General features: G+C 35.0%; 14 protein-coding genes. 2 read left to right on the forward strand and 12 right to left on the reverse strand.

All coding sequences use genetic code 11. The features are described 5' to 3' along the window. Positions 1-18: 18 nt before the first annotated feature. Positions 19-828: an SdiA-regulated domain-containing protein gene (locus P7122_RS12795; protein ID WP_278006198.1), complete on the forward strand. Its 810-nt coding sequence runs from the start codon at positions 19-21 to the stop codon at positions 826-828. Here the strand turns inward: P7122_RS12795 and P7122_RS12800 are convergent. After that, complete coding sequence (locus P7122_RS12800) at positions 825-4541, reverse strand: metallophosphoesterase (protein ID WP_278006199.1); 3717 nt, start codon at positions 4539-4541, stop codon at positions 825-827. The two genes, P7122_RS12795 and P7122_RS12800, sit on opposite strands and share 4 nt — an antisense overlap. Before the next feature lie 40 nt (positions 4542-4581). Beyond that, positions 4582-6144, reverse strand: coding sequence for a protein adenylyltransferase SelO (locus P7122_RS12805; RefSeq protein ID WP_278006200.1), 1563 nt, complete (start codon positions 6142-6144; stop codon positions 4582-4584). A gap of 163 nt (positions 6145-6307) precedes the next feature. Between P7122_RS12805 and P7122_RS12810 the strand changes: the two genes are divergently transcribed. Continuing rightward, positions 6308-7579 carry a Pycsar system effector family protein gene (locus tag P7122_RS12810; protein ID WP_278006201.1) on the forward strand — a complete coding sequence of 424 codons (1272 nt, stop codon included), beginning with the start codon at positions 6308-6310 and terminating at the stop codon, positions 7577-7579. On the opposite strand, the gene P7122_RS12815 is transcribed toward P7122_RS12810, so the two are convergent. The 10 genes from P7122_RS12815 to pgmB all read right to left on the reverse strand — a co-directional run bounded on the left by P7122_RS12815 (position 7569) and on the right by pgmB (position 25705). Next, complete coding sequence (locus P7122_RS12815; protein WP_278006202.1) at positions 7569-9947, reverse strand: GAF domain-containing protein; 2379 nt, start codon at positions 9945-9947, stop codon at positions 7569-7571. The genes P7122_RS12810 and P7122_RS12815 overlap by 11 nt on opposite strands. Before the next feature lie 102 nt (positions 9948-10049). Further along, positions 10050-12170, reverse strand: coding sequence for a glycoside hydrolase family 97 protein (locus tag P7122_RS12820; protein ID WP_278006203.1), 2121 nt, complete (start codon positions 12168-12170; stop codon positions 10050-10052). Between the two features lie 63 nt (positions 12171-12233). After that, positions 12234-13895, reverse strand: a complete 1662-nt coding sequence (locus tag P7122_RS12825) for an alpha-amylase family glycosyl hydrolase (protein WP_278006204.1) — start codon at positions 13893-13895, stop codon at positions 12234-12236. Continuing rightward, positions 13895-15325 carry an alpha-amylase family glycosyl hydrolase gene (locus P7122_RS12830; RefSeq protein ID WP_278006205.1) on the reverse strand — a complete coding sequence of 477 codons (1431 nt, stop codon included), beginning with the start codon at positions 15323-15325 and terminating at the stop codon, positions 13895-13897. The genes P7122_RS12825 and P7122_RS12830 overlap by 1 nt, the downstream gene beginning before the upstream one ends. A gap of 42 nt (positions 15326-15367) precedes the next feature. Further along, a complete protein-coding gene (locus P7122_RS12835; protein WP_278006206.1) occupies positions 15368-17248 on the reverse strand; it encodes an alpha-amylase family glycosyl hydrolase in 1881 nt (626 codons plus the stop codon). A gap of 1 nt (position 17249) precedes the next feature. After that, positions 17250-19691: a TIM-barrel domain-containing protein gene (locus tag P7122_RS12840; protein ID WP_278006207.1), complete on the reverse strand. Its 2442-nt coding sequence runs from the start codon at positions 19689-19691 to the stop codon at positions 17250-17252. 47 nt (positions 19692-19738) lie between these two features. Then, positions 19739-20722 (reverse strand): alpha/beta hydrolase, encoded by a 984-nt coding sequence (locus P7122_RS12845; protein WP_278006208.1) that lies wholly within the window; start codon positions 20720-20722, stop codon positions 19739-19741. 2 nt (positions 20723-20724) lie between these two features. Next, positions 20725-22668 (reverse strand): glycoside hydrolase family 13 protein, encoded by a 1944-nt coding sequence (locus P7122_RS12850; protein ID WP_278006209.1) that lies wholly within the window; start codon positions 22666-22668, stop codon positions 20725-20727. A gap of 36 nt (positions 22669-22704) precedes the next feature. Beyond that, positions 22705-25011, reverse strand: coding sequence for a glycoside hydrolase family 65 protein (locus tag P7122_RS12855; RefSeq protein ID WP_278006210.1), 2307 nt, complete (start codon positions 25009-25011; stop codon positions 22705-22707). A gap of 37 nt (positions 25012-25048) precedes the next feature. After that, positions 25049-25705: a beta-phosphoglucomutase gene (gene pgmB, locus P7122_RS12860; protein WP_278006211.1), complete on the reverse strand. Its 657-nt coding sequence runs from the start codon at positions 25703-25705 to the stop codon at positions 25049-25051. Positions 25706-25707 lie beyond the last annotated feature (2 nt).

Here is a 25707-nt window from a genome sequence, read left to right on the forward strand (position 1 = left end):
CATCAGAAACAATATACAATGATACACTATAAAAGATTAATATTAATAACGCTAATTGCGGTTTCTTGCCAATCTGCAGGACAACTTAAAATAGAAGGAAGTATTAACAATGCTATAAAAGAGGCTTCGGCTGCCGAAACCACATCTCAATCTAACCTTATATGGACTATTGAAGATGCTGGTAATGACAGTAATTTATACGGATTAGATTCTGGCGGAAATATTGTAAAACAAATTAACATTACCAATGCCAGTAATATAGACTGGGAAGATTTAACCTCTGATAAAGAAGGAAACATTTACATTGGTGACTTTGGAAACAACAATGAAAAGCGAAAGCATTTTAGGATTTTGAAAATAAATCATAACGACTTAGACAACGATACTGCTGAAGCAGAAATCATTGACTTTACTGTGCCAAAAAAGAAGTATTCTAAAGACTTTGAAGCCTTCTTTTTGTATAATAATTCGTTCTATATCTTTAGTAAAGAGACAAAGAAATTTATCACCTTAAAGGTTCCTAATACACCTGGTAAACATGAAGCTATTTTAAGATCTGACTTTAACTTAAACGGTAAAAACAATAAAATCACCTCTGCCGACATAAGCGATGACGGTAAAAGCATAGTACTACTTAACCATGATAAAGTCTGGAAAATTACTGACTTTAGTAATGATGATTTCTTTTCTGGCAATGTTGAAGCACAAGCTTTGGACCACAACACCCAAAAAGAAGGAATTTGTTTTAAAAATGATTCTACAATCTACATCACTGATGAACGCAATGGCGATGAAGGCGGCAACATATACAGTTACAGACTCAATTAAAAATTGAGTCCGAAACCGAAAGAAAATCTTAAGCCATCTTCGCCTGTAAAGAAATTAAATGTTCCTGCTACAGAGTCTGCTGCTGCAACCCAAAATCCACCACCATAAGAGTTGTGCCATTTTTCTGAATTGTCATTTTTCACCCAAACTCTCCCTAAATCTGCACCAGAGAAAATACCTATTTGCATAGGAAACCATGCTGTTTTAAAGCTATTAAAACTATATCTTAAATCTGCATTTGTTACCAACGAGTTTTTACCTGTAAAACGCTCTGTTCTGTAACCTCTTAGTCCTGCACCACCATCTCCGATATTGGCTCCTTGAAAAAACAAAAAGTCATCTCCAAAACGCAATTGAGTTCTTATATCTGTTTTTAAAACCAGTTTTCTATTAACACTCAATGCGTTGTAAAACCCTAGATGTGCATTAACATAACCAAAAATGTTATTAAACTCTTCTATTTCTGTCTTTGCACCAGCAACAATGTTAAAATCCATTCCTCGAGAAGTTGCTATTTCGTCATCTGCACTATGGTATTTGTAGGCAGTCTCAAGTGCTGTAAAAAAACGTCTTTTGTAAAATTCTTCATTGGTAGCAGGAATATAATCGGTTATAAACCTGTTGTCTGTAGCATCTAGTTCTACACCTTCAAAAACAGCTTTAAAACCATACTCACTACCATAACCAGAGTTTTTAACAGCTCCTACATTTACACCAAAAATACTTGTCTTAACTCTGTTGTAATCTAAGTCTAAATCATCGTCATTATTTTGTGTTTCATTTCCAATTCCAAAGAAGTTATTTGTAAAATTAGCACTTGTAAAAATGCCTCCGAGCTTTAAATTCCAATCGCCAAAAATATTAGCAAATTGTCCTTCGTATCTTAAATCGAAACCTTTGGTTGCAAAATAATAACCCGATCTAAACTTATGCTGTTGCGAAAACGGATTGCGCTCAAATCCTTTTTTGGTTTTGGTTAAACTAACACCTACTTTAAACCCATCATCTGGATTAAAACCAACACTTGGAGTAATAACACTTGTCTTTGTTATAAATTTCTGAAAATCGTATAAATTAGACTGGTAGTTATCTGTAAGTTTTATTTGTGCTCCTTTATTTTTTTCTATGGTGTTTTCTTTCGATTTATGGTCGTACACTTTTACACGTCTGCCATTATTAATCTTATAAATATCATTGCCTTGCCCACCAATAATCCTTGTGTAAATTAGATTATTGGCCTTTCCGTTAACTTCAAAAATATCATCATCATCCAGACCATATACCCAAATTTCTTTAGTTGTATCTCTATGGTATGTTCTATCTACAATAACATCTGCTTTTTTACCACCTTTGTTTCTCCAAATTTGCACTCTGGTTTCTTTGTCAGCAGTTCTGGTAATCTCAATAAAATCATCTTTATCTGTAGCGGTAAGAATAACTAATTCATCTAAATAGTTTGAATAACGTGTGGCTATATCAATAAGGTTATCGCGTCTGCCTTTTAGCTTGGTTTTAATGTCTTCAATGGTTTTGTCTTGAATCTCTTCAGGCAAATTTGAAAAAGCCGCTTCTATAACTTCATCTGTTACGTGCTCTTGTAAAAACTGAGCCTGTGCTATCCAAACCGATTTGTCTGCTTGTTTTATTAATGCTTTGTCTAGTTTGTGCCCAGCGCTATTCATCCATCTGATGTCTTTTAGCTCTTCATCATACACCTGAAGCTGATTTGTAGCACTAGAAATTGTTCTTCCTATATCTAATAAAGTACCATCAAAATTAGAAAACACCTGATCTCTATCTCTCGGTATAGCTCTATATAGTTTATCTCCATTAGGCTGATCAAATTGTGCCCAACGCCATTGGTCCTGGTGTCTATCCCAATCTCCCAAAAGCATATCAAAAAGCCTTGCTCTTACAAAAGCGACTTCATCAATTTTATACTCTTCGTCTTTGCGTATCTTTTCTATAATATCATGCGTACTTTCTATATCATCTGCATACCCAAAATTTCTATCGTTAGAGTAGTTATCTTCTGGTCGTTCTTCTATCATATACAATTCTCCTCCGTACTCATCATTATACTTACCTAAATGTTTATGCTTTGGAATGTAATATAGCTTTGGGTTGGTGTGGAGCACCTGAGCAGCATCTGACAATTTTGGAACAGCTAAAAAAGCATAAGGATGTGCCGCTGTATAGAAATCTAATATGAGTTCTTCTACAATGGTTTCATCAAACTCATTTTCTACAAAATTATCTTTAAATACTACAGTCTGTATGTACTGTGTAGCACTCTTTCTAAGTGCGCGCATGTTTAATTCTCTACCGTCTTTTAACTTTAGTCTTAAAGAACGTGTTTGGTGTCCTCCTCCTTTTCTTACAACCTCTAAACCTCCATACAGCGTATCTAAAGTAGCTACTTTTGCTGTAATTTTTTTGCTGTAAATATCTCTGTAATTTTCGCCCCAAATGGCTTCAAAAAAACCGGTTTTATCTGTTTCTTCTTTTGAATAAATAGAAACTTCTATTGTATTAGGAAAACTATCTGGTAATGTTGATATGTCAAAATCTGGTTTGTTTGGCGGTATAATTTCTTTTTGAAATATTGCTTTAGGCTCACCATTAACTGCACTAAAAATTTGCACCCAAGAACTTCCATCCTTGTAAACTACAAGCTTTGCAAACCCTTGCTTTCCATAAGAAAACAAACCATTATCACTCAATGTTGCATAAGATTCCTTTGCTCCAGAACCCGAAACTATCTGCTTAATTCTTCCCTCTTCTATATATTGCATAGTGTGCTCGTGACCAGACACAAACACTAATTTAGGGCTGTCTACAGCAAGCGTTTCTAATCGTTTCATTAACTCATTGTAACGCTCGTTATAACGATCTTGTATAGACACACCTCCTTGAGTTCTTACCTGAGCAACTACTGTTGCTAAAACAGGAATAGGTATTTTCTTTTGACCAGGAAACAAATGCTTAGAAGCTGCAAACTGACCACCATGAACACCATTAGTGTACATAGGATGATGCATTGCAAAAACTATGGTCTTGTTTTGTGCTTTTTTTAGTTCTCCTTCTACTTCTAGGAAAAAACGTTCTCTTGTTTTTATTTCGCACTCGTCATTTATACCTGGATTATCATTCCAGTTTTCTAAATACCATTGGGTATCTATAATGATGAGTTGTACTGTCTCACTAACATCTATACTCTCTAACGGACAACCATTTTCTGGCTGAAAAGTGTTTTTACCTAATGCGTTTTCTACATACTTTTCTTGACGCTTTACTCCTTTTAATCCGCCTGCATACCACTCATGATTACCTGGTATAAATATGGTTTTACCTTTAAAATCTTTTACAGCACCAAACTGAGCCTGAAGTGCATTTTCTGCCGACGCTCTGTCTTTATGCTCTTTTTTTGGTAATCCTGCTGGGTAAATATTGTCTCCCAAGTACAGTGTATAATCTTCTTTTGAATTGCCTTGCGCTGCTATATGCTTCTTAAACGCCATTAAAGCATCTGAATAGCCATTCATAGGAGATTTACCAGCATCACCAACTAAGTAAAATACATTATCAACTGGTTTTTCTGGTAAATTTTGAATTGTAAAATCATCTTCAGCATACTGCGCTTTATACGTAGCACATGCATGACTTAAAATGATTAAAACTAAGATTGTAATTCTTTTGTAAATATGTTTCATGTGTATTATTTATAACTGAAAAATAAACTTGTTAAAAAGGTTAAGAGCTACAAGATAACATAGAGCATCCTGCTTTATGTCGTGCCCATTCTGGTTGTTTAGCAAACCATTTTTCATATTTTGGTTGATTGCTGTATGGATTTTTCAACATTTGAAACAAATCGTCAATTAAACCATATTCTCCTTCATTGGCATCATCTATAGCCAACTGTGCCATGTAATTTCTAAGTACATATTTAGGATTTACAGCATTCATTTTTATTTGTCGTTGTTGGTCTGTAGCTTCTTCTAACTTTAATCTTTTGTCGTAATCTATAATCCAATCATTCCATTTCTCTTCTTTCTTGCCTTGTATTTCTTCTGGGTTATAAAATGCTTGCTTTACAATTTCTAGGCTATTTTCAACTTTTCCTTTTTCAAAATTAGAAAGCAAACGGTAAAAAATTGTCATATCTGTTTCTGAAAGCAACAAGCAATCTTCTAAATCTTCAACTAATTTTTGATCTCCTTCTTTTTTGAAATCTAACCCTAATTTTGAACGCATCATATTTAAAAACGCTTCTTCAAAATCTTTTTGATATTGATTCAAAATTGTTTCAAATGGCTCTGCTTCATCAACTAAAGCATACAACGCATTAGCCAATTGCAGCAAATTCCACAACCCAATATTTGGCTGATTACCATAACGGTAACGCTTATGCTCTCTATCTGTAGTGTTTGGTGTCCATCCAAAATCAAAACCTTCTAACCAACCGTAAGGTCCATAATCTATGGTTTGTCCTAAAATAGACATGTTATCTGTATTCATAACTCCATGCACAAAACCGACACGTTGCCAATGAATAATCATATCTAAAGTTTTATCTGCAACTGCTTTAAAAAACTGAATATAGACTTCTTTTGAAGGTGCTCCAAGTTCTGGATAAAAATGTTTTATGGTATAATCTGTAAGCTTTTTAAGATTTTCTATATCGTTTCTTGAAGCAAACAATTCAAAATTACCAAAACGAATAAATGATGGTGCTACTCTGCAAACAATAGCTCCTTTCTCATAGGCTGTATTGCCGTTATAAAGCATATCTCTTAACACCTCATCTCCAGAAAGCATAAGGCTCAATGCTCTTGTTGTTGGCACACCTAAATGGTGCATTGCTTCGCTACACAAATATTCTCTTACGGAAGATCTTAAAACAGCCAAGCCATCTCCTTGCCTAGAATATGGCGTTTCACCAGCTCCTTTTAGTTGTATTGCCCAACGTTTTTTATTGTGCTGTACCTCGAATAAATTTATTGCTCTTCCATCACCTAGCTGTCCTGCCCAATTCCCAAATTGGTGTCCTGCATAAGCCATGGCATAAGGCTGCGTTTCTTTATACAATTCTGAGCCTGAAAAAACATTTAAAAACGCTTGAGAATCTACTTCGTCTTTATGAATACCAATGTTTTCGCACATTTCTGGCGAAACATGAATTAATTTCGGAGATAAAGGTCTTTTTGGCTTTACATAAGAGTACATGGCACCAAATACTTTGCGCCTTGTATTATCTAAATTGGCATCAGACGATAACTCTTTATTAAAACTATCTGCTATTTTTAATTTCATATAAATGCTGTGAAGACGCTTAAGTCTGAAATGTAATGTTGGTAGTTACGACTTATTGTAATATATGTATAAAAATACAACTTAGTAATTACTATGTGCACTAATTAAATGTTAAGTCTTGTATTTTTCGTAATTTAGACCTAATTAATAATCTACCTTACTTATGACAAAGTCTCTTATTGAAGACACTCAGGAATATGTTTTTAACCTTTTAACAGAAAAGCTTCCGAATACATTTATATACCATAACTACACTCATACAGAGCGTGTTTTAAGAAGTACAAGAGAACTTATTGAGAACTCTGAAATTAGCAACGAAGAAGCCAAAATATTAGAACTTACTGCTTTATTGCATGACATTGGTTACACTGTTAGCACAGAAAACCATGAAGAAGAAGGTGTAAAGCTTGCTAAAGTTTTCTTAAAAGAGAAAGGTGTTGAAGAGCGCATTATTAAATCTGTTATGGATTGCATATTGGCTACAAAATTTGACAAAGAGCCAACCAACAAACTCGAAGAAATTATTAGAGATGCTGATGCTTCGCATTTTGGAAAAAAATATTTTAATGAGGCTAGTGAATTTCTTAGAAAAGAGCTTGAACTTAGAGGTATTAAAAATTACACACCTGCAGAATGGCGTGCTGAAAACATAAATGTTTTAACTGAGCACAGTTTCTACACAGAATATGCTTTAAAAAACTGGCAGCCAAGAAAAGAAAAGAACTTAGCCAAATTAATGGGTAAAAAGAAGAAAAGAAAAAAGAAGCTTGATGTTGAAAAACTTAAAGCAAAATACAAAGCACAATACAAAAACGAAAGCCCAGAACGTGGTGTACAAACTTTCTATAGAACGGCTTTAAGAAACCACATAAAACTTAGTGATATTGCAGATACAAAAGCCAATATTTTATTATCGGTTAATGCTATTATTATATCTGTTGTACTTGCTAATCTTATTTCTAAACTAGATACAAACCCATATTTAACCTGGCCTACAATTATTTTCTTGTCGTTTTGTGTTATTTCTATGGTACTCTCTATCATAGCAACCCGACCAAACGTTACAAGTGGAGAATTCACCAAAGAAGATGTAAAAAACCAAGAAGTAAACCTTAGCTTTTTTGGTAATTTTCATAAAATGGAACTCAAAGAATTTGAATGGGCTATAGGAGAAATGGTAAAAGACAAAGACTATATCTATAAAGCGCTGACCAAAGATTTATACTTCTTAGGAAAAGTTTTGGAACGCAAATACAGATTGCTACGTATTACATACACTGTATTTATGATTGGTATCATTATCTCATTAATATCTTTTGCTATCGCAGTGAAAGATAACCCTAATGTAAATATCAAGGATGTTTTACCAGAAACCAGTACAGAGACAAGTTACTTTACCCCTAAAAAGACAAAAGAAAATAGGTTTATGATTTAATGGTTTCCATTAAATCATTGTAAGTATAGAAATTCTTATCATCATTTTCATTATGATAAAGAATGCTTGTTCTTAATGCTTTTAGACCTGTTACGCCTTGTAAGTCTTCCAGTTCTAAAATCTCTAAATCGTTATCTAGTATATTCTTAGACTGAAGAAAACTTATGTATTTTTTATACTCTTCTTCATCCTCTTTTTGAGAATAAACAATCGTTAACTTTCCTTTTTCTGTGATACGTTCTTCAGTTCCTTTAATAAACGCTTTATCTACTCGCTTTTTTACAACTTCGTATCTAGCATTGTATGTACCATCAACATCAAAACGTTTTTCATCCATTCTAAATCTTATAGATAGAGGCTGATTAAACACCAAAATCATAGATGCTACATCTAAAGCTACTGGATATTCATGTTGATTTTGATAATACGCATTTTCCATCTCGCACATCACCTGCAACTGCCATAATCTTAGATTGTATAGGTAAATCATACTAAAACTGTCTTGTTTTGTAATAGATTCTCCTATGTACATATTATGCTCTACTCCATCAGTTTTAAAACGCTCAAAGAAGTGTGGATACATTTGCTGAGCTTCCATTTGCTTGTCATCTAACAAGGAAGACATATTAGTATTAATAAGCTTTATGGTATCGTCATAGTGCTTTCTGTAAAAATAAATGACATTAAGATCTTCATCTATTTTACTAAAATAGCCTTCTATATCTTCTTTAAGAGCTTCTTGCGTCTTTGCTATAAGTTGAAATACAGGCTTAACGTCTTCTCGTAAAAAGACTGTTATTGCATGCTCACTATCTACTTTAAAATTATTGTTTAGCTCAGAACTATACTCTGCAATCTGAAACTTAATTTGTTCGTAAAAAGGTATGTGTCGTTCTTCTAAACTTTTTTCTAAAATCTTTTCAGCAAGATTTAACTGCATTACCAAATCTTTTTTGGTAGCTTCATTTCTGGAGTCTGATGAGCCTTTAACATCAATTTGCCCAAATAGCGGATACACATTATCAAAAGCTATTTTTCTAAATGTTGGCGACTCGTCTTTGCTGTATTCTGATTTTATATAATTTCTGGCTTCTTGCACAAATTTCCAATGCACACTAGAGTGTATAGATGTACATTCTTTTTGAATTACAGCTTCTATCAGATTTTCTTCTTCTCGTTTTGATCGTTCTACAGCAGAAACAATAAAAGGCATTACATCTACTAATTTATTAGCATTAATACTGTTTAAAACCTTTGGCTGCTCAGAGACAATCTCCAGAATTCCCATTAAGCCTGTATCATTGGCTATAGGTGCAAAAATGGCACTTTTAATTCCTTGCTCGTACAACATTTTTATATGAGGCACATTGCACTCAGAATTGTTGTATGCGTCTTCTACATTAGATATGGTAAAGTATTTCTTTTCCTTAATCAGCCTTTCATAAGACCAATCACATAAAGCGTCTGTACAATAAGATGCCTCCAATTCATTAAGAAGATAGCTCGTCATTCCAGCGCCATAAACCCTAACAAAAGAGTCTTCTTCTTTATTATATATAGAAAAACCGACTTTAATATCTTTTAATCCTAAAAGCGAACGAAATATATCCTGAAAGTCTTTCATAAAAGCTTCGTCTTTACGCTTTCCTTTGCCTAAAAGAGAAGATTTGATATTGGATATAGACTGGTCATCTGTAACATCAAAAATATTTGAAATTACGAAACCTTTAAAATCATAACTGTTTGGTGGAAATTTTTCTCTCCATAACTCAATATTTTCAAAATTATCTATGAGTTCGTCATAGTCTTCTTGAGTTAATTTTGGCGCCTTTTCGTTTGGAGTTATTTCTACAAAATCTGCATTGTACAGAATTTTATAGTAACGCATTACACCTTTTTTATCTGGTATTTCGTAAAAAAAAGGTCTTTTAAAATTTAAATCATAACCGTAACAAAACATTAAAATAATGGTACAGGCTACAATATAAGTATCGTCTTCTGGTAAATTTTTTATTTCTAACTGAAAATCATCACCAGCGTCTTTTAAGATATTTCTAAACCGTTCCGAAGAGTTAAAAATAACATCATGCAAAGGAATAGATGCTGTTTTTATTTCGTTTAGAGTTAAAATTGGATTGAAAGAATCCTGAAGAATTCCGGCTATTTCCTTTTCGTAGGTCTTTAACAAAGACAGATCACTAAAACCTTCTCTTAGCACAGGATTTTCTTCAGCTATTTGCAGTACACGCTGCGCATTAGAAACCTGAAAGTCATTGTTTGCCTGACTTAATTCTTCATACTTATCTAATAGCTTATTAAAGCTTACATTTAAGTTAAAAGGTGAATCTATATGGTGGTTGATATTCAAAAAAAATGGTTTTAGTGTAATGCAAAGTTACGAATAAATACGTTTAGTCGTTTCTAACTAGACGTACTTACACCACTTTTGTTACACTAAAACCAATAAAGATTATACCTTTTTAATGCTTATAGCAAAGCCACCACCTTCGGCTAATTTCACTGAAAGTTTTGAGCCTTTTGACACCTCAATTTTTTCGATAGTGATGTCTAGTGGATTATTATCCCAATGTGCATTTTCGCCATCTTTGTATATAATAGCTTCATACTTTTGGTTTTCGTCTAAAAAGTCAAAAGTTAAATCTAGTGTTCTTGAATTTTCATCTGTAATACCACCAACAAACCAATCGCCTGTTTCGCGCTCTTGTCTTGCTATAGTTACATAATCGCCAACCTCGCCATTTAAGACTTTAGTCTGTTGCCAATCTACACCAACATCTTTTATAAATTGAAGTGGTTCTGGATTCGCCTCGTAATGCTCAACCAAATCTGCTGCCATTTGTATTGGACTATAAATTACAACATACAGCGCCAATTGCTGAGCAATCGTAGTATTTACCTGATTGTTTTCCTTGTATTCATCAAACTTAATATTGAAAATACCTGGTGTAAAATCTATAGGACCAGACAACATTCTTGTAAAAGCTACAATTGGCAAATGCTCTGGTGGATTTCCACCATCGCTTGCCCAAGCATTAAATTCTTGACCTCTTAGACCTTCTCGAGAAATGATATTTGGATATGTTCTACGTAAACCTGTGTCCTTAATTGGTTCGTGAGCATTCACTGCCACTTCATATTTTGCTGCTTTTATGGCTGCATTGTTGTAGTGGTTTACCATATATTGTCCGTGGTGGAATTCTCCCTTTGGAAGAATTTTACCAACATAACCCGATTTCACAGAATGCATACCATACTTCTGCATTAAAGCATAAGCGGTATCTTGCTGTTTGGTGTAGGTTTCGGTTGCTGCAGAAGTTTCGTGGTGCATTATAATTTCTACACCTTTTTCTTTAGCGTATCTTGTTACTTCATCTAAATCGTAATCTGGATATGGTGTTACAAAATCGAACACGCCTTCTCTATCTTCAAAACCAATCCAGTTTTCCCAACCTGTATTCCAGCCTTCAACCAAAACACCTTTCATATTGTTTTTTGCAGAAAAATCGATGAAATTCTTAACGTTTTCAGTGGTTGCTCCGTGTTTTCCGTGTGCTCCACCTGTATCTGTCCAAGTACTCATATTCTGAGTCATTCCGTAATCCCAAGACGATTTTCCTAAGTGCATTTCCCACCAAACTCCTGTGTATTTCATTGGCGTAAACCAAGACACATCTCCAAGTTTATTCGGTTCATTTAAATTAACGATAAGGTTAGACTCAATTAAATCTGGTGCATTATCTGTAATTTGAATAGTTCTCCAAGGTGTATGAAATGGCACTGTTTTCTTAACCTTATAATCTGTATTTCTTGAGCCTACAAGATTACTTTTTAAGTCTAAATTTTTAGTATCCACTTTTAGAGTCATTCCTGAATAATCAATTAAAGCTGCCTCGTGAAAACTTAAATGCGTACCATCTGAACCAACCATTGTTACTGGTGTATTAACAGCATTCTCTGGTATATCTGTTTGCGCTAAATCTTTGTGGTTGGCATACTGTAAAGCATTTAATTCAGACAACTTTGTAGTGTTGTACAAATGTTCGTAAATATCCCAATCTCCGGGAATCCAAAAGGTTTTGTAATCTTCTGTTAGATTAAATTCGGTATGCTCGTCGTTAATGTAAACGTCCCCTTTAAAATTGTCTTGTTCTGGGAATTCATATCTAAAACCAATACCATCATCATAGACTTTAAAAACAACAGTCATTAAACGTGCAGCTTCGTTATTTTCTTGAAGCTCTACCTTTAATTCATTGTAATTATTTACAACATCTAGTTGTTCTCCCCAAGGCATTTGCCAAGTTTCGTTGAACGTTGATGTTGATGCCTTTTTTATTTTGAAGTTTTTATCAAAATCTTCATTATTCTTAAAATCGAAGCCTAAATACGATGTATCCACAACCGTTTTGTTGTTGAACATTACAGTATAAAATGGTTGTCCTTCTTTGGTAAGATTAAAGTTGACGGTTACGTCTTTATTTGGCGACGATACTTCTGTAATTTGCTTTTCTTCTGAATTGCAAGCCAATAGTAATACTGCAAAGGCTATTGATAATAATTTTTGTTTCATAATTGAGTTTTATGTTTTACAACCCTAAAGTTCCCTCAAGAGGTAACTTTAGAAGTTTTTATTCTATTGTTTTTCTATAAGTACGATATTAAAATCTGAATTGATAGTTATTTTTCCGTTTTCTACAGTTGCTTTTTCTCCTGAATAAGCATCTTGTAACATTGTACGTTCTTCAAATATTTTGGAAACATCTATCACTTTTTTTCCTTTTGGCACATCTAAACCAACGATAACCAAATCCTTGAAATCCCCGTTTTGAAAAGACCTGTAAAAATAATATGGTTGTTCTGTAATCATTTGATGCAATCCTGCACCAACTGCTGGATGATGTTGTCTAAACTGCCCTATTTTTTGCCAATGCGTTAAGACAGCTTTGGTTTTTGGGTCTGATTTAATGGCTTCCCAATTCATAAAAGAACGTAAAGTGGCATCTCCTTCTGTTCCTTCTACAACCAATGACCTAGCAGATTCGTCGCCATAATATACTTGCGATGTTCCTGGCGATAATAGTAATCGGTTTGCGGTTTCAAAAGGCTTTTCTCTTAAAGCATCAAACGGACTTCCATCATCGTGCGAGCTTAAATAATTCAAAGTACCAAATCCTTTTAATGGTCCTTTTAAAGTATCATTATACTTTTTGAACATTGCTTCATAACCCATTTGCTTAGCATTCCATTTGAATTCAAAATTGATTAAACTTTGAAAACTTGGTGGATTAAAATAGTTCACTTTTCTATCTCCGAAATCGAACCATTGGCCACCTGAAATTCCGTAGTTATACACTTCTCCGACTAAATAAAAATCATTTTCATCTATAACTTTATCTGGATTGTTCTTCTTAAATTCTGAAAAGGCATAATCGCACTCTACCTTAAATTCTTGCCACACGTATTCTTCAGTATGCTTTACGGTGTCTACTCTGTAACCATCAATACCAAACTCGGTAATATAATCGGTTAGCCATTTCATAATGTAAAAACGTGGTGCTCTAGGATGACCTGTTCTTTCAAAAAAAGCATCGAGTTCTTTTACTTCTTGCTCGTAACGACCTTCGGCTTTCCACTTTTCTACCAATTGAGGTGGCAATTCTACATTATCGTTACTTTCTGTTCTAATGTCTGGTAAATTCTCAACCAAGGTACAACTGATGGTATGGTCGTAAGTATCGTAAGTACACTGCACATCTGTTCTTACCCATTCTTCTGGCCAAACTGGGTCTTTTCCAGTTACAGGTCCTGTGTGATTAATCACAGCATCTAGCACAATACGAATTCCTTTGGCGTGTGCTTCCTTAACCAACTCGTGTAGGTCTTCTTTGGTACCGAAATTTGGGTCTATGTTAGTCCAGTCTTTAGTCCAATAACCGTGAAAACCATAAGTAACTCCTGTACCTTCGTCAGTGCCTCCGTGAATTTGCTCTACGATTGGTGTCATCCATATTGCATTGATGCCCAAATCGGTAAAATAGCCTTCCTTGATTTTTTGAGTGATACCTTTGATGTCTCCGCCTTCGAAACCTCTTAGTTTTCCTGGCTTCCAAGTTCTTTCAAAATTAACATCGTTAGAGGTGTCTCCGTTATTGAATCTGTCGGTTAACAGAAAATAAAGATTGGCACCTTCCCAAACAAATGGTGTTTCTTGTTTTTGCACTTCTATACTTTCAGTATGTTCTTTACAACTTAGTATTGTTAAAGTTAAAGCTATTATGAAGAAATACTTGTACATTATAATTTAATTAAGATTTTGTACTCCCAAGCATCTATAGGCTGTGTTTCTGGCGTAATAGTTTCAACCTCTCCTGTAAGGTAGTTTTTATATTTTCCTTTAGGAATTACAACTCTACTGTCATTATCTGTAAAGTTTCCAACAAAAACTATGGTCTCTTCGCCTTTACTTCTTTCAAACATTAAAATACTATCTGAATATGGAATAGATTTATAGGAAGCTGCATCTTTACCACCATTTAAAGCTACGTTTGTATTTTTCAGTTCTCCTAGCTTTTTCAACAAAGTGAAATACGCTCCTTTTTCTTTCGGAATAGAATCCTTTTCAAAGAACTTTAAGCGATGCTCTAAATCATATTCCTGACCACTATAAATCAAAGGCATTCCTGGCATAACATAAGTTAAAGCCGTGAAAATTTCCTTATTATTTGGCATACGTTCTTTTAGAGTACCATTCCAAGAATTTTCATCGTGATTGGTTACAAAATTCATATTGATATCGTCCTCTTGATACGTAGAATCTATTTTTACCATATACTCATCAAAAGCTTTGGTAGTCACTTCTCCTTTCGATAGCTTATTAAAAATATGATGTACGTCCCAACCGTATTGCATATCAAAAGCCTTAACCATTAAATCTGCTTGCTCAGCTTCAGCCAGCATAAACACTGGCTTTATGGTCTTTAATTCTTCTGTTACTTTTTCGAAAAAATCTACTGGCACTTTATGAGCAACATCCATTCTATAACCATCAATATCGGCTTCTGTTAACCAATATTTTAAATCTGAAATCATCTTCTCACGCATTTCCATATTGTCGTAATTTAAATCCGCAACGTCTGTCCAGCCCCAAGATTTTCCAGTATCTGGATTTATTGGGTCTATAATTTCGCCAGCTTCATTTTGAGTGTAATAATCTGGATGTGCTTTTATCCAAGGATGGTCCCAACCTGTGTGATTTGGCACCCAATCCACGATAACATAAATGCCATTTTGGTGCGCTGTTTTTACCAAATTTTTGAAGTCTTCTTTTGTACCAAATTCTGGATTTATAGCTCTGTAATCTGACACAGAATAATAACTACCTAAGTATTTTTTGCGTTCGTTTTCGTCTTCAATTTCGGAAGTAAATTGTCCATCTGTTGCTTTTCTTTTAACTTCTGAAATCGGATTGATTGGCATTAACCAAATAACCTTAACACCTAAATCTTTTAGCACAGGAATATCTTTTGCAAAGGCATTAAAGGTACCTTCTGGCGAATACTGACGAATGTTAGCTTCGTAAATTACAGCTGTTTCTAAGACCTCATCCGAAATTGGTTCTATGTCTAAAACTGCTTTTTGTTCTTCTTTAACTTCGGATGCTTTCTTTTCTTCTTTGCACGATATAACTAACGCGATTGCAAAAATTGCTATTAATAGTTTTTTCATTTTTTGATGGTTTAGACCTACTAGGCCTGGTTTAGGTTTATTTTATTTAATCTTAAGGATGAATGATTCTAAAGGTTTTATATCAATACGTACTTGGGCTTTGCCATTTTCAACTTTTAATGTTGAAGTATAATTGTTGTACAACTGGTCTTCCACTTGATAGTCTCCATCTTTCAATTCTAATTTTGAGACCAAATCTTCTGGTAATTGCAATTCAAAACCATAGGTGTTTTCTGCATTAAAATTTGAAATTACAATGAGTTTTTCGTCTTCACTCCAACGTGCAAAACTTAAGACTTTATCATTATACCACTCTGTATGTTGTTGATTGTAATGTTGCAAATCTTGATAGTCTCCCATCAAAGCTTCACTGGTAATTGTGAAGTTTAATAAGCGCTTGTAAAAGTCTCGTAATACTTTTTCATCTTCAGTAGATTGACCTCCATCAAACTGTTTGTTGTTTACCCAACGCACAACACTTGGCACACTTCCGTAATCGAAAATCGAGGTTCGGGTTGGGTCGCCAAAACCTAAATCTTCTTCGGCTTTTTCGCCAAATTCCTGACCGAAATACACCATTGTTGGCGATGTGCTTATGGTTGCAGATACCACCATTGCTGGCTTTCCTTTTTCAGCATTACCTGCAAAATCTGGACTCGCAATACGTTGCTCATCGTGATTTTCTAAAAAGTGAAGCATATGATGCTCAATATCTTTTAAATCTTCTTGAATTGGCGGAATGTTGTACGTGCTTCCGTGACCTTGCATCACGTGTTTTATGGTGTCATACAATTGTACTTTATCGTACAGGTAATCCATTTTTCCTTTTTTGATGTAATCTCTGTACAAATGCGGTTGGTAGACCTCAGCCAATAAAAATGCATCAGGATTCTGCATCTTGATGTGCGAATTCATATAACTCCAAAATTCCACAGGTACCATTTCTGCCATATCAAATCGGAAACCGTCTACGCCTTTGGCTGTCCAATACAGTGCAATGTCTTTAAACTTTACCCAAGAACTTGGTACGGTTTTGTTTTTCCAAAAGTTATAATGTGCGTTGTAATCTTCGTTATCGAAACCTTCTGGAAGTTCGTCAAAATCTTTTTTGTCATCTGGATTGATTCCATAGTTTACCTTAACGGTTTCGTACCAATCGTTCATATCTGGCTGTGATGCTCGTGAGCCATTGCCAGTCCATTTTGCTGGAATTTCTTCAAACTTACTATCTGCTATTGTATGATTTTCACCTCCTAAAGGTTGGTAACCGTTTTCCCAATTTGGTACTTTAAATGGTTCGCCTGGATTGTAATAAAAGTTGTTATTGACTGCGTAAGTCACAGTTTTATCATCGTCTGCACCAAAGTCTGTTGTGCCTTCAGGATTCGTTAAACTTTGATAATTACGAGCCACGTGGTTTGGCACAATGTCTATTAACACTTTTAAACCTGCGTTGTGCGAACGCTCAATTAAGGTTTCAAACTCTTGCAATCTATTCTCTACATTTTCGGCTAAATCAGGATTTACATTATAATAATCCTTAACCGCATAAGGCGAGCCTGCACGACCTTTTACAATATCTGGGTCGTCGTTAGAAATGCCATATTTAGTATAATCCGTTATTACATCGTGATGTGGCACTCCAGTGTACCAAATATGCGTAACTCCTAAATCCTTGATTTCAGCAAGTGCTTTGTCCGTGAAATCGTTGAATTTACCAACGCCATTTTCTTCTAAAGTTCCCCAAGGTTTGTTGTTGGTATTGGTGTTTCCGAATAAACGTGTAAACACCTGATATACGACTTCTTTCTTTTTCATCACTGATTTAGTTTCTTCAGTTTTTATAGTTTGTTTTGGCTCGTTTTTGCAACTAAAAACAAGCGATACAAGTAAAATTAAAGCAATTATATATTTTGAACGCATACTATTTGTTAAGCTTTATTTTAATTTCTTTTTCGGTTGAAGTATCCCAACTCACATTTAGGGTTAAGGTTTTATACTTTGAATTGTATGTCCCTTGAACCTTTTCTCTTCCTACTTTGATTTTTTTAGGTTCCTTCTTGATGTTATGAATGGTTAAGGCAATCGTTTTTGATTTAGCTGAATAGTTTTTTCCTGTCTCTGCTTCAAAATTAATCTCCAACCAATTACCTTTTTGCTCTGCTTCAAACTCTAAAATTTGAAAAGCTTCATTCTCGATTGGATTAGCAGTTTTTCCATCATCAAAATATAATTCTCGCTCAGATTCTGTAACAGAATCATCGTGGTAGTATTGTAATTGAAATGTACTATCCTCATAGTTTTCGGTAGTTTGAACCATATCAGTTAACGGAATAAATGCACCTGCTCTGACATAAACCGGAATAAAATCTTCTCTCAACTGAACGGTTTTTGTTGTACCTCCTTCGGTAATATTATCGGTTTCGATATCAAACCATTTTGAACCTTTTGGGAAGTAAATTTCTTGCTCCTTTTTGCCTGCTTCTAAAACTGGCGAGACCAGAATATCATTTCCCCATAAATAGGTTTTTGAATAATTGAATAATTCTGGATTTCTAGGTTCTTCAAACAATAGTGGACGCATTAGCGGCTTTCCATATTTATGGTTTTCGTACACCAGATTATAGTTATATGGTAATAATCTGTATCGCATTGCGATGGCAAAACTTGCTAATCGTTTGGCTTTTTCACTTCTATAAATTGGCTCGCTTGGTACATCTTCTTGCGCGTGAGGTCTAAAAATTGGATTGAATGCTCCATACTGCAACCAACGCACATAAAGCTCATCGTCTAAATTTGCACCTGCAAAACCACCTAAATCGCTATGCATATATGCCAAACCTTGCATTCCCATTTGAAGCGCAATTTCAGGCTGACTTTGCAATCCTCCCCAAGTTCGGTTAACATCGCCAGACCAAGGTACCATTCCGTAACGTTGACTACCAGAATAACCTGCTCGCATTAAAATAAAGGGTCTTGTATTTGGGAAATCGCGTTGATAACCTTCGTGGATTAAACGTGCCCAATCGTGACCGTAAATATTATGCACTTCGGAAGCTGAACCTGTATGATGTTGTACCCAATCTGGATGCACTTCTGGCTCTCCTAAATCTCCCCAAACACCAGCCACACCTTTGTTGGCTAAATCTTTGTAAATATCCCAAAACCATTGTTCTCCTTCTGGTTTATAAACATCTATAAGCCCTGTATTACCAAAAAAGAAATCGTACTTCGCAGGATTGCCAACAGAATCTTTGGCTAGTACATTTTTAGCAACTGCTTCATCCCATTTTTTTGATGTGGTTAACACAAATGGCTCTGTGATTGTAATCGTTTTGACGCCTTTATCATTGAGTCGTTTTACCATACCTTCAAAATCCGGGAAAGAATCTCTAAATACTTCTAGATTTCCCATCGTACCTTTAACCTCTTTTCCAAACCAGTACAAGTCTAAAATAATGGCATCTACAGGAATTTTTTCTTCTTTGAATTTAGCTATAGTTTGTTCTACTTCTTCTTGTGAGTGATACCCAAATCGGCTTGAAAAATTACCCAATGCCCAACGTGGCAACATTGGCTGTTTTCCTGTGAGATTTGTATAATTATTCAACATATCGTACCACGATTCTCCTACGATGATTTGATAGGTTTTACGACCAGAAACGGTTTCGTAAGTTAAGGTGTTATCGCCTTTGCTATCCAAGTCCAAACACCCAATTGGTGCATTGTCAAAGTGAATCATATATTGATTGGACGACAATACGATTGGCATTGTGAAATTCATCAACTCACTATGCGTTTCGTAACCATAATGAGCTCGGTTAAACAATGGCAAACGATGCCCTCTACGATTCATACCCAAAGCTCTTGCTCCACCTCCGTACAATACTTCGTCTTTTGATAGATTGAACTCTATTTTTTCGGTGGAATCTGCAACGATGTTGCCTTTTACCATATCCATTGGCTCGTGCTTACTTTTGTAGTAACCACGTTTTTCGGAAGTGATGAATTTGTCTTTATAGTAATATGAGATTTGGAAAGGATTTTTTTGAATTACTACATAAAAATCTGATGTCGTTTTCAATATGATATCTTGTCCTTTTCGAGAAATTTCAAACTTTGAAGTATTCGGTTCAGAAACCACAGTATGTGATTCTGTTTTTAAAAATTCACCATTCGGCACAAAGGTTGTTTCTATAATGTGAGATGAAATGGGTCTTATCAAATATTTACCATCATTTGTTTCTATAGCTACTTGTGCTCCATTATGAATATTTTCAGATGTAACGAAGAAGCGCTCTACATTTTGTGCAGCTACTGAAACCGTTATGAAGAAAATTGATATGTATAGGATGATGTGTTTCATATAATTTAATAAGATCCTGAAACGAGTTCAGGATGACAATAATGGATTTAGTTACCTAACAAAAAAGTTAACGGTTGGTCTAACCTTGCATTCCAAGAATTTTCAGAATGGTCTGTACCTTCAAAAAACAAGTTCTTGGCGTTGTCTTCTGTGTATCCTTTTTGTTTTAAAATAGCGTCAACTCTTGGTGCATATTGTGGATAATGTTTGTCTAAAGTTTTGTTACCGTAATCGAAATACAATTTGTGTTGTCCTGCTTGTGGCAGATTATCCTCCATATATTTAAATATAGCATCTGGTATAGGATTATCTTCTCTTGGTGCAGCACCAATCCAATGCGTAGACAAACAAGCAGCTCCTCCAAATACTTCAGGATATTCACTAATAGCATACATAGACATTAATCCTCCCATACTAGAACCCATTACAAAAGTGTGTTCTTGGTCTGTATACACAGAATACGTGCTATCTATTACAGGTTTTAATTCTTCAACAATAAACTTTAAATAATTATTGCCATAAAATTTAGTATCCTTATCAGCATTTACAGCTTCTTCTAATAAGCTTTCACGAGTTTCTTCATCTAAATAAGAATCGAACGCCTTTTGAGGAAATAAATCTTGCCATCGGATTTTAGGAATATTATAGATACCAACTACAATAAAATTCTCAACTCTATCATCTTCTCTTAATTGTGTTGCCCACTCATCAATTTTCCATTCTTGCTTGTTCCAAGTTGTGGTACTATCAAACAACATTTGGCCATCGTGCATATATAAGACATTGTATTTTTTGTCTTCGGAATAGTCCTTTGGCAACCAAACATCAACTGGTCTTGGTTTAATGTATTCTGATGGAAAATCTTCTACTCGCAACAATTGTCCTGAAGCTAGTTTGGCATCTTCAACTGTTTTAAATTCAATTGTTGACCTTTCAACTATTTTGGATTCCGAAGTTTTTTGTTTTGTGTTAACGGTTTTACAGGAAAACACCATTAGACATAAACAAAAAAAGGCAGTTAGATGTTTCATAATTACAATTTCGTGGTATAGATATAACTTCCTTTCTCATTAAGTTTAATACTATCATCCCAAGTTAAAGTCTCTCCTGTAATGATATTTTTTAAGGTTTTACCTTTCAATCCCATTTCTTCGTGATACTTTAAATCGATTTCAATTGGTTCATCGTTTTTATTCATAATATGAACCACTGTCTCGTCTCCGTTGGAACGGTATAAAAAGTAAGTGCCTTGAAAAGGTGCAAAATGCTTTGTCTTGCCTTTGTGAATAGCTTCGCTCGTTTTTCTGTAATTTAAAACGGTCTTTAAAAAGGATTGCATTTCTTTTTGGTCTGATGTCAACCCTTCACCTGTAAATGCATTTACAGTGTCGCCTTGCCAACCTCCTGGGAAATCTGTACGGATTAATCCGTGGTCTCCAGGCTTATCAAAATCATCCATTAAGATTTCTGTTCCGTAGTAGATTTGTGGAATTCTCGGCAACATCAACAGGTAACTTAATGCCATTTTGGTATTTGTTGCATCACCCTTTAGTTGCGTGAAGATTCGGCTCATATCGTGATTATCTGGAAATGCCATAATCTTTTCTGGTGCTGTATATGCAAAGTCATTTGCTAGAGCTTCATAAATCTTAACCAAACCACTATTCCAAGCTTCGCCCTCGTTTAAAGACTCTACTAATTTAGCTTGCATTGCAAAATCCATTGACGATGTTAAGTTAGAATCATAACCATCTGTATTTTGATGTCCTTCTTGCCAATATGCAATTAGCAACGGATTTAAACTCCACTCTTCACCAACGATGCTGAAGTTTGGATACTCAGTCATAATAGCTCCTGCCCAATCACTCATAAAATCCTTGTCTGGATATGGATACGTATCTTGTCTAATACCATCTAAACCTAAAACTTCTACCCACCAAATACTATTTTGAATAATGTACTTGGCCATAAATGGATTTTTCTGATTTAAATCTGGCATACTTGGCACAAACCAGCCTTTTGACATGCCTTCGTAATCGGCTTCGGAAGCATAAGGGTCTTGATTTGTGGTACGTCTATGGTTAGACATTTTAGTGGTTTTCCAATCCCAATTATCCTTGTTTTGCTCGTAATGCTCTTGGTAATTTACCCAATCTTTGAATGGTAAATCCTTCATCCACCAATGTTCTAATCCACAGTGGTTAGCCACTTGGTCCATAATAAGTTTCATATCTCTATTATGAAGTTGGTTGGCTAAATTTTTGTATTCGTTTAAAGTTCCGAAACGAGGGTCTACCTTATAAAAATCGGTCATTGCGTAGCCGTGATAAGAACCACTTGACATATCGTTGATTAAAACTGGGCAAGGCCAAACGGCAGTGAAGCCCATTTCATCAATATAATCTAAATGCTCAGTAATGCCCTGAATGTCGCCTCCGTGACGCTTATATCCATCAGTTCTATCGATGCCTTGTTGAAGTAAACCTTCAACCTCATCGTTATCTGGATTGGCATTTGCAAAACGGTCTGGTGTGATGAGATAAATAGCATCAGAACTGTTGAAACCTATATAATCTTCAGCAGATTTTTCTCTGGCTTTTAACTCGTAGGTTTGCACTAATCCAATAGAGTCGTTTTCTCTAAAAATAATATTGAATTTATTAGGTTTTGCTCCTTCTGCAATTTCTAAATCTAAAAATAGATAGTTTGGGCTCTCTGCTTTGTGAAATTTGACCAGAGAAACATCACCAGAATCAACTTCTGGAATAAACTTCCCTATATCTGGATGTTTAACCAAAAGTTGAAGTGATTTGTTTTTAAAGCCTGTCCACCAAAATGGCGGTTCAATCTTTTCAACATCATTAAATTCAGGTAATGGTTTATCTTCAGTTTCAGTCGTAGTAGAATCTGCCTTTTCTTTACAAGACCACATTAAAACGATTGAAAAAAGTGTTATAACTAATGATAGTTTCTTCATAAGAATAAGTTTAATGTTCTTGTAAAACTTAACAGCTTAAACTGTTACTAAGTTATTTGGTGAAATAGTTACGTTTTCACCATTTACTACTATTTGTAAATCTTGGTCTCCATCAACTTCAAAATGTGTTTTACCTTGATTAACGATAACCTTTAAGATTTGATTTCTAAAATTTACTTTGAATGAATAACCTTCCCATTGCTCAGGAATACGAGGCTCAAAAGTTAGCATATTGTCCTTAACACGCATACCACCAAAACCTTCTACAATACTCATCCACGTACCAGCCATTGATGTGATGTGAAGTCCTTCGTGAACTTCGTGGTTATAGTCATCTAAGTCTAAACGTGATGTTCTTAAGTAGAACGTGTATGCTTGCTCCATTCGGTCTAACTTCGCTGCTTGTATACTGTGCACACAAGGGGACAACGAACTTTCGTGAACCGTAAATGGCTCATAAAAATCGAAATGACGTTCTAATTCTTCAGTTGAAAAATGGTCTTCAAAGAAATAGAATCCTTGTAATGTATCTGCTTGCTTAATGTATGGCGAACGTAAAATTCTGTCCCAAGACCACTTTTGGTTAATTGGTCGTTGTGATTTGTCTAAATCTGCCACAGTGATTAATTCCTTATCCAAGAAACCGTCTTGCTGCAAGAATACATTGTGTTCTTCAGAATGTGGGAAGTACATATTATTTGCCACTTCTAACCATTCTTTAACTTCAGCTTTAGAGAGTTTAGCCTTATTCATAACACGCGTGTAATCTGTATTATAATCGGCTTCAACCTTATCTATACATTCTGCAGCATACTTAATACACCACTGCGCAATGTAGTTGGTGTACCAGTTATTATTAATATTATTTTCGTACTCGTTTGGACCAGTTACACCAAGGATTACATATTTATTTCTGTATGTTGAAAACGTAGCACGTTGGTGCCAAAATCTTGCAATTCCAATCAATACTTCAAGTCCCATTTCTGGCACATAACTAAAGTCGCCTGTATAACGGAAATAGTTGTAAATAGCGAATGCTATAGCACCATTTCTGTGGATTTCTTCAAAGGTAATTTCCCACTCGTTATGGCATTCTTCACCATTCATTGTTACCATTGGATATAAAGCTGCGCCATTTTTGAAGCCTAACTTTTCGGCATTTTCAATAGCTTTTTCTAAGTGCTTATATCTGTAGGTTAACAACATTCTAGCAACGCTTTGGTCTTTGGTTGCCATATAAAATGGAATACAATACGCTTCAGTATCCCAATACGTACTTCCACCATATTTTTCACCTGTAAACCCTTTTGGCCCTATGTTTAATTGTGGGTCAGTTCCTAAATAGGTTTGATTCAAATGAAAGATATTAAATCGAATACCTTGTTGCGCTTTTAAGTCACCATCAATGGTAATATCTGCCATATCCCAAATCTTAGCCCAAGCTTCTTTTTGAGATTCTAACAAGTTTGAAAAACCAGCATTTACAGCTGTATCTAAAACTGAACTTGCTGCGTTGATTAATTGGTCTTTATCGTGATTTCTATCTACTGTGTAACCACCAAATTTATGAATAGCAACAGTTTCACCTTGCTTTGCATCTTGTGCATAGGTAAATGCTATTTTGTTTGACGTTTTATCAACCTCTGCATTTGATTCAACTGAAGTTCCATTAAGAAAAATACGAGATTCCATAAATGTACAGGTATGGAATTCGGTCTTCATCGTTTTGGCTTTGATGAATGCCTTTTCACCATCTTGAACCACATCTTGCGTATCCCAAAACTGGTCGTCCCAGTTGGTATCTTCATTTGTAATTCCACTATCTAAATACGACTGAAAGGTTACCTTAATATCAGAATTTAGTGGCTTTACTTCATAATTTATAGCACCTACTTCATCCTCAGTAAGACTTAGAAAACGTTTTACATTGACTTCAACCTCTACATCATTTTGAAGTGTTACCGTAAAACTTCTAAACAGCCAACCTTCTTTCATATTAAGCTCGCGTTTAAAGTTTTCAACCTTTTTACACGTATACAGGTCTAAGGTTTCGTCATTAATCATAACGTTGATACCAATCCAGCTTGGTGCGTTTAACACCTTAGCAAAATACTCTGGATAACCGTTTTTCCACCAACCTACTCTAGTTTTATCTGGATAGTAAACACCTGCAATGTAACTCCCTTGAAACGTAGGTCCGGAATACCTCTCTTCAAAATTGGCACGTTGTCCCATTGCACCATTTCCTAAGCTAAAGATACTTTCTGAAGCTTTAACTTTGTTTGGGTCGAATCCTTCTTCGATGATTGACCAAGCGTTAGGTATGATATAATCTAAGTTCATTTATTTCCTTTTTTAGCCAAGAACAAAGGCTTATTTTTTATTCGTTTATAAGTTTTTCTATAAATTCTTCAGAAATTTCTGTGAAATTGTTGAAGACATATTTGGCGTGACCCAACACATCCTTGCTACCAATACCTATAGATATCATATTGGCAACATTAGCAGCTTCTACACCAGCAACTGAATCTTCAAAAACAATGCAGTTTTCTGGCGCTACATTTAACAGTTTTGCAGCTATTAAAAACACTTCTGGGTCTGGCTTTGCTTTGGTAACATCGTTACCATCTACAATAGCATTGAATTGTTCTTTTAAATTAACACGCTCTAAAATGGTTCTGGCGTTTTTACTTGCCGAACCCAAAGATATAGGTTGATTATTTTCACTTAAAAAGTTGAGTACTTTTGGTACATCTGGAAGAATTTCGGATTCGTCCATTTTAGCAATATGGCTTAAGTAATCTTCATTTTTCTTAGCCATTTGCGCGTTAAAATCTTTTTCTGAAAGGGTTTTATTTCCCCAAGCTAAAATCTTTTCAAGCGATTTTACTCGGCTTACACCTTTTAGTTGTTCGTTTTCTTCTTCGGTAAAGTCTATACCTAAATCGTTGGCTAGTTTTTTCCACGCCAAGAAGTGGTATTTTGCGGTATCTACAATGACACCATCTAAATCGAATATGAAGCCTTTAGTTTTCATTT

Source organism: Winogradskyella marincola, assembly GCF_029624125.1.
In the GTDB taxonomy this organism is placed as follows: Bacteria; Bacteroidota; Bacteroidia; order Flavobacteriales; family Flavobacteriaceae; genus Winogradskyella; species Winogradskyella marincola.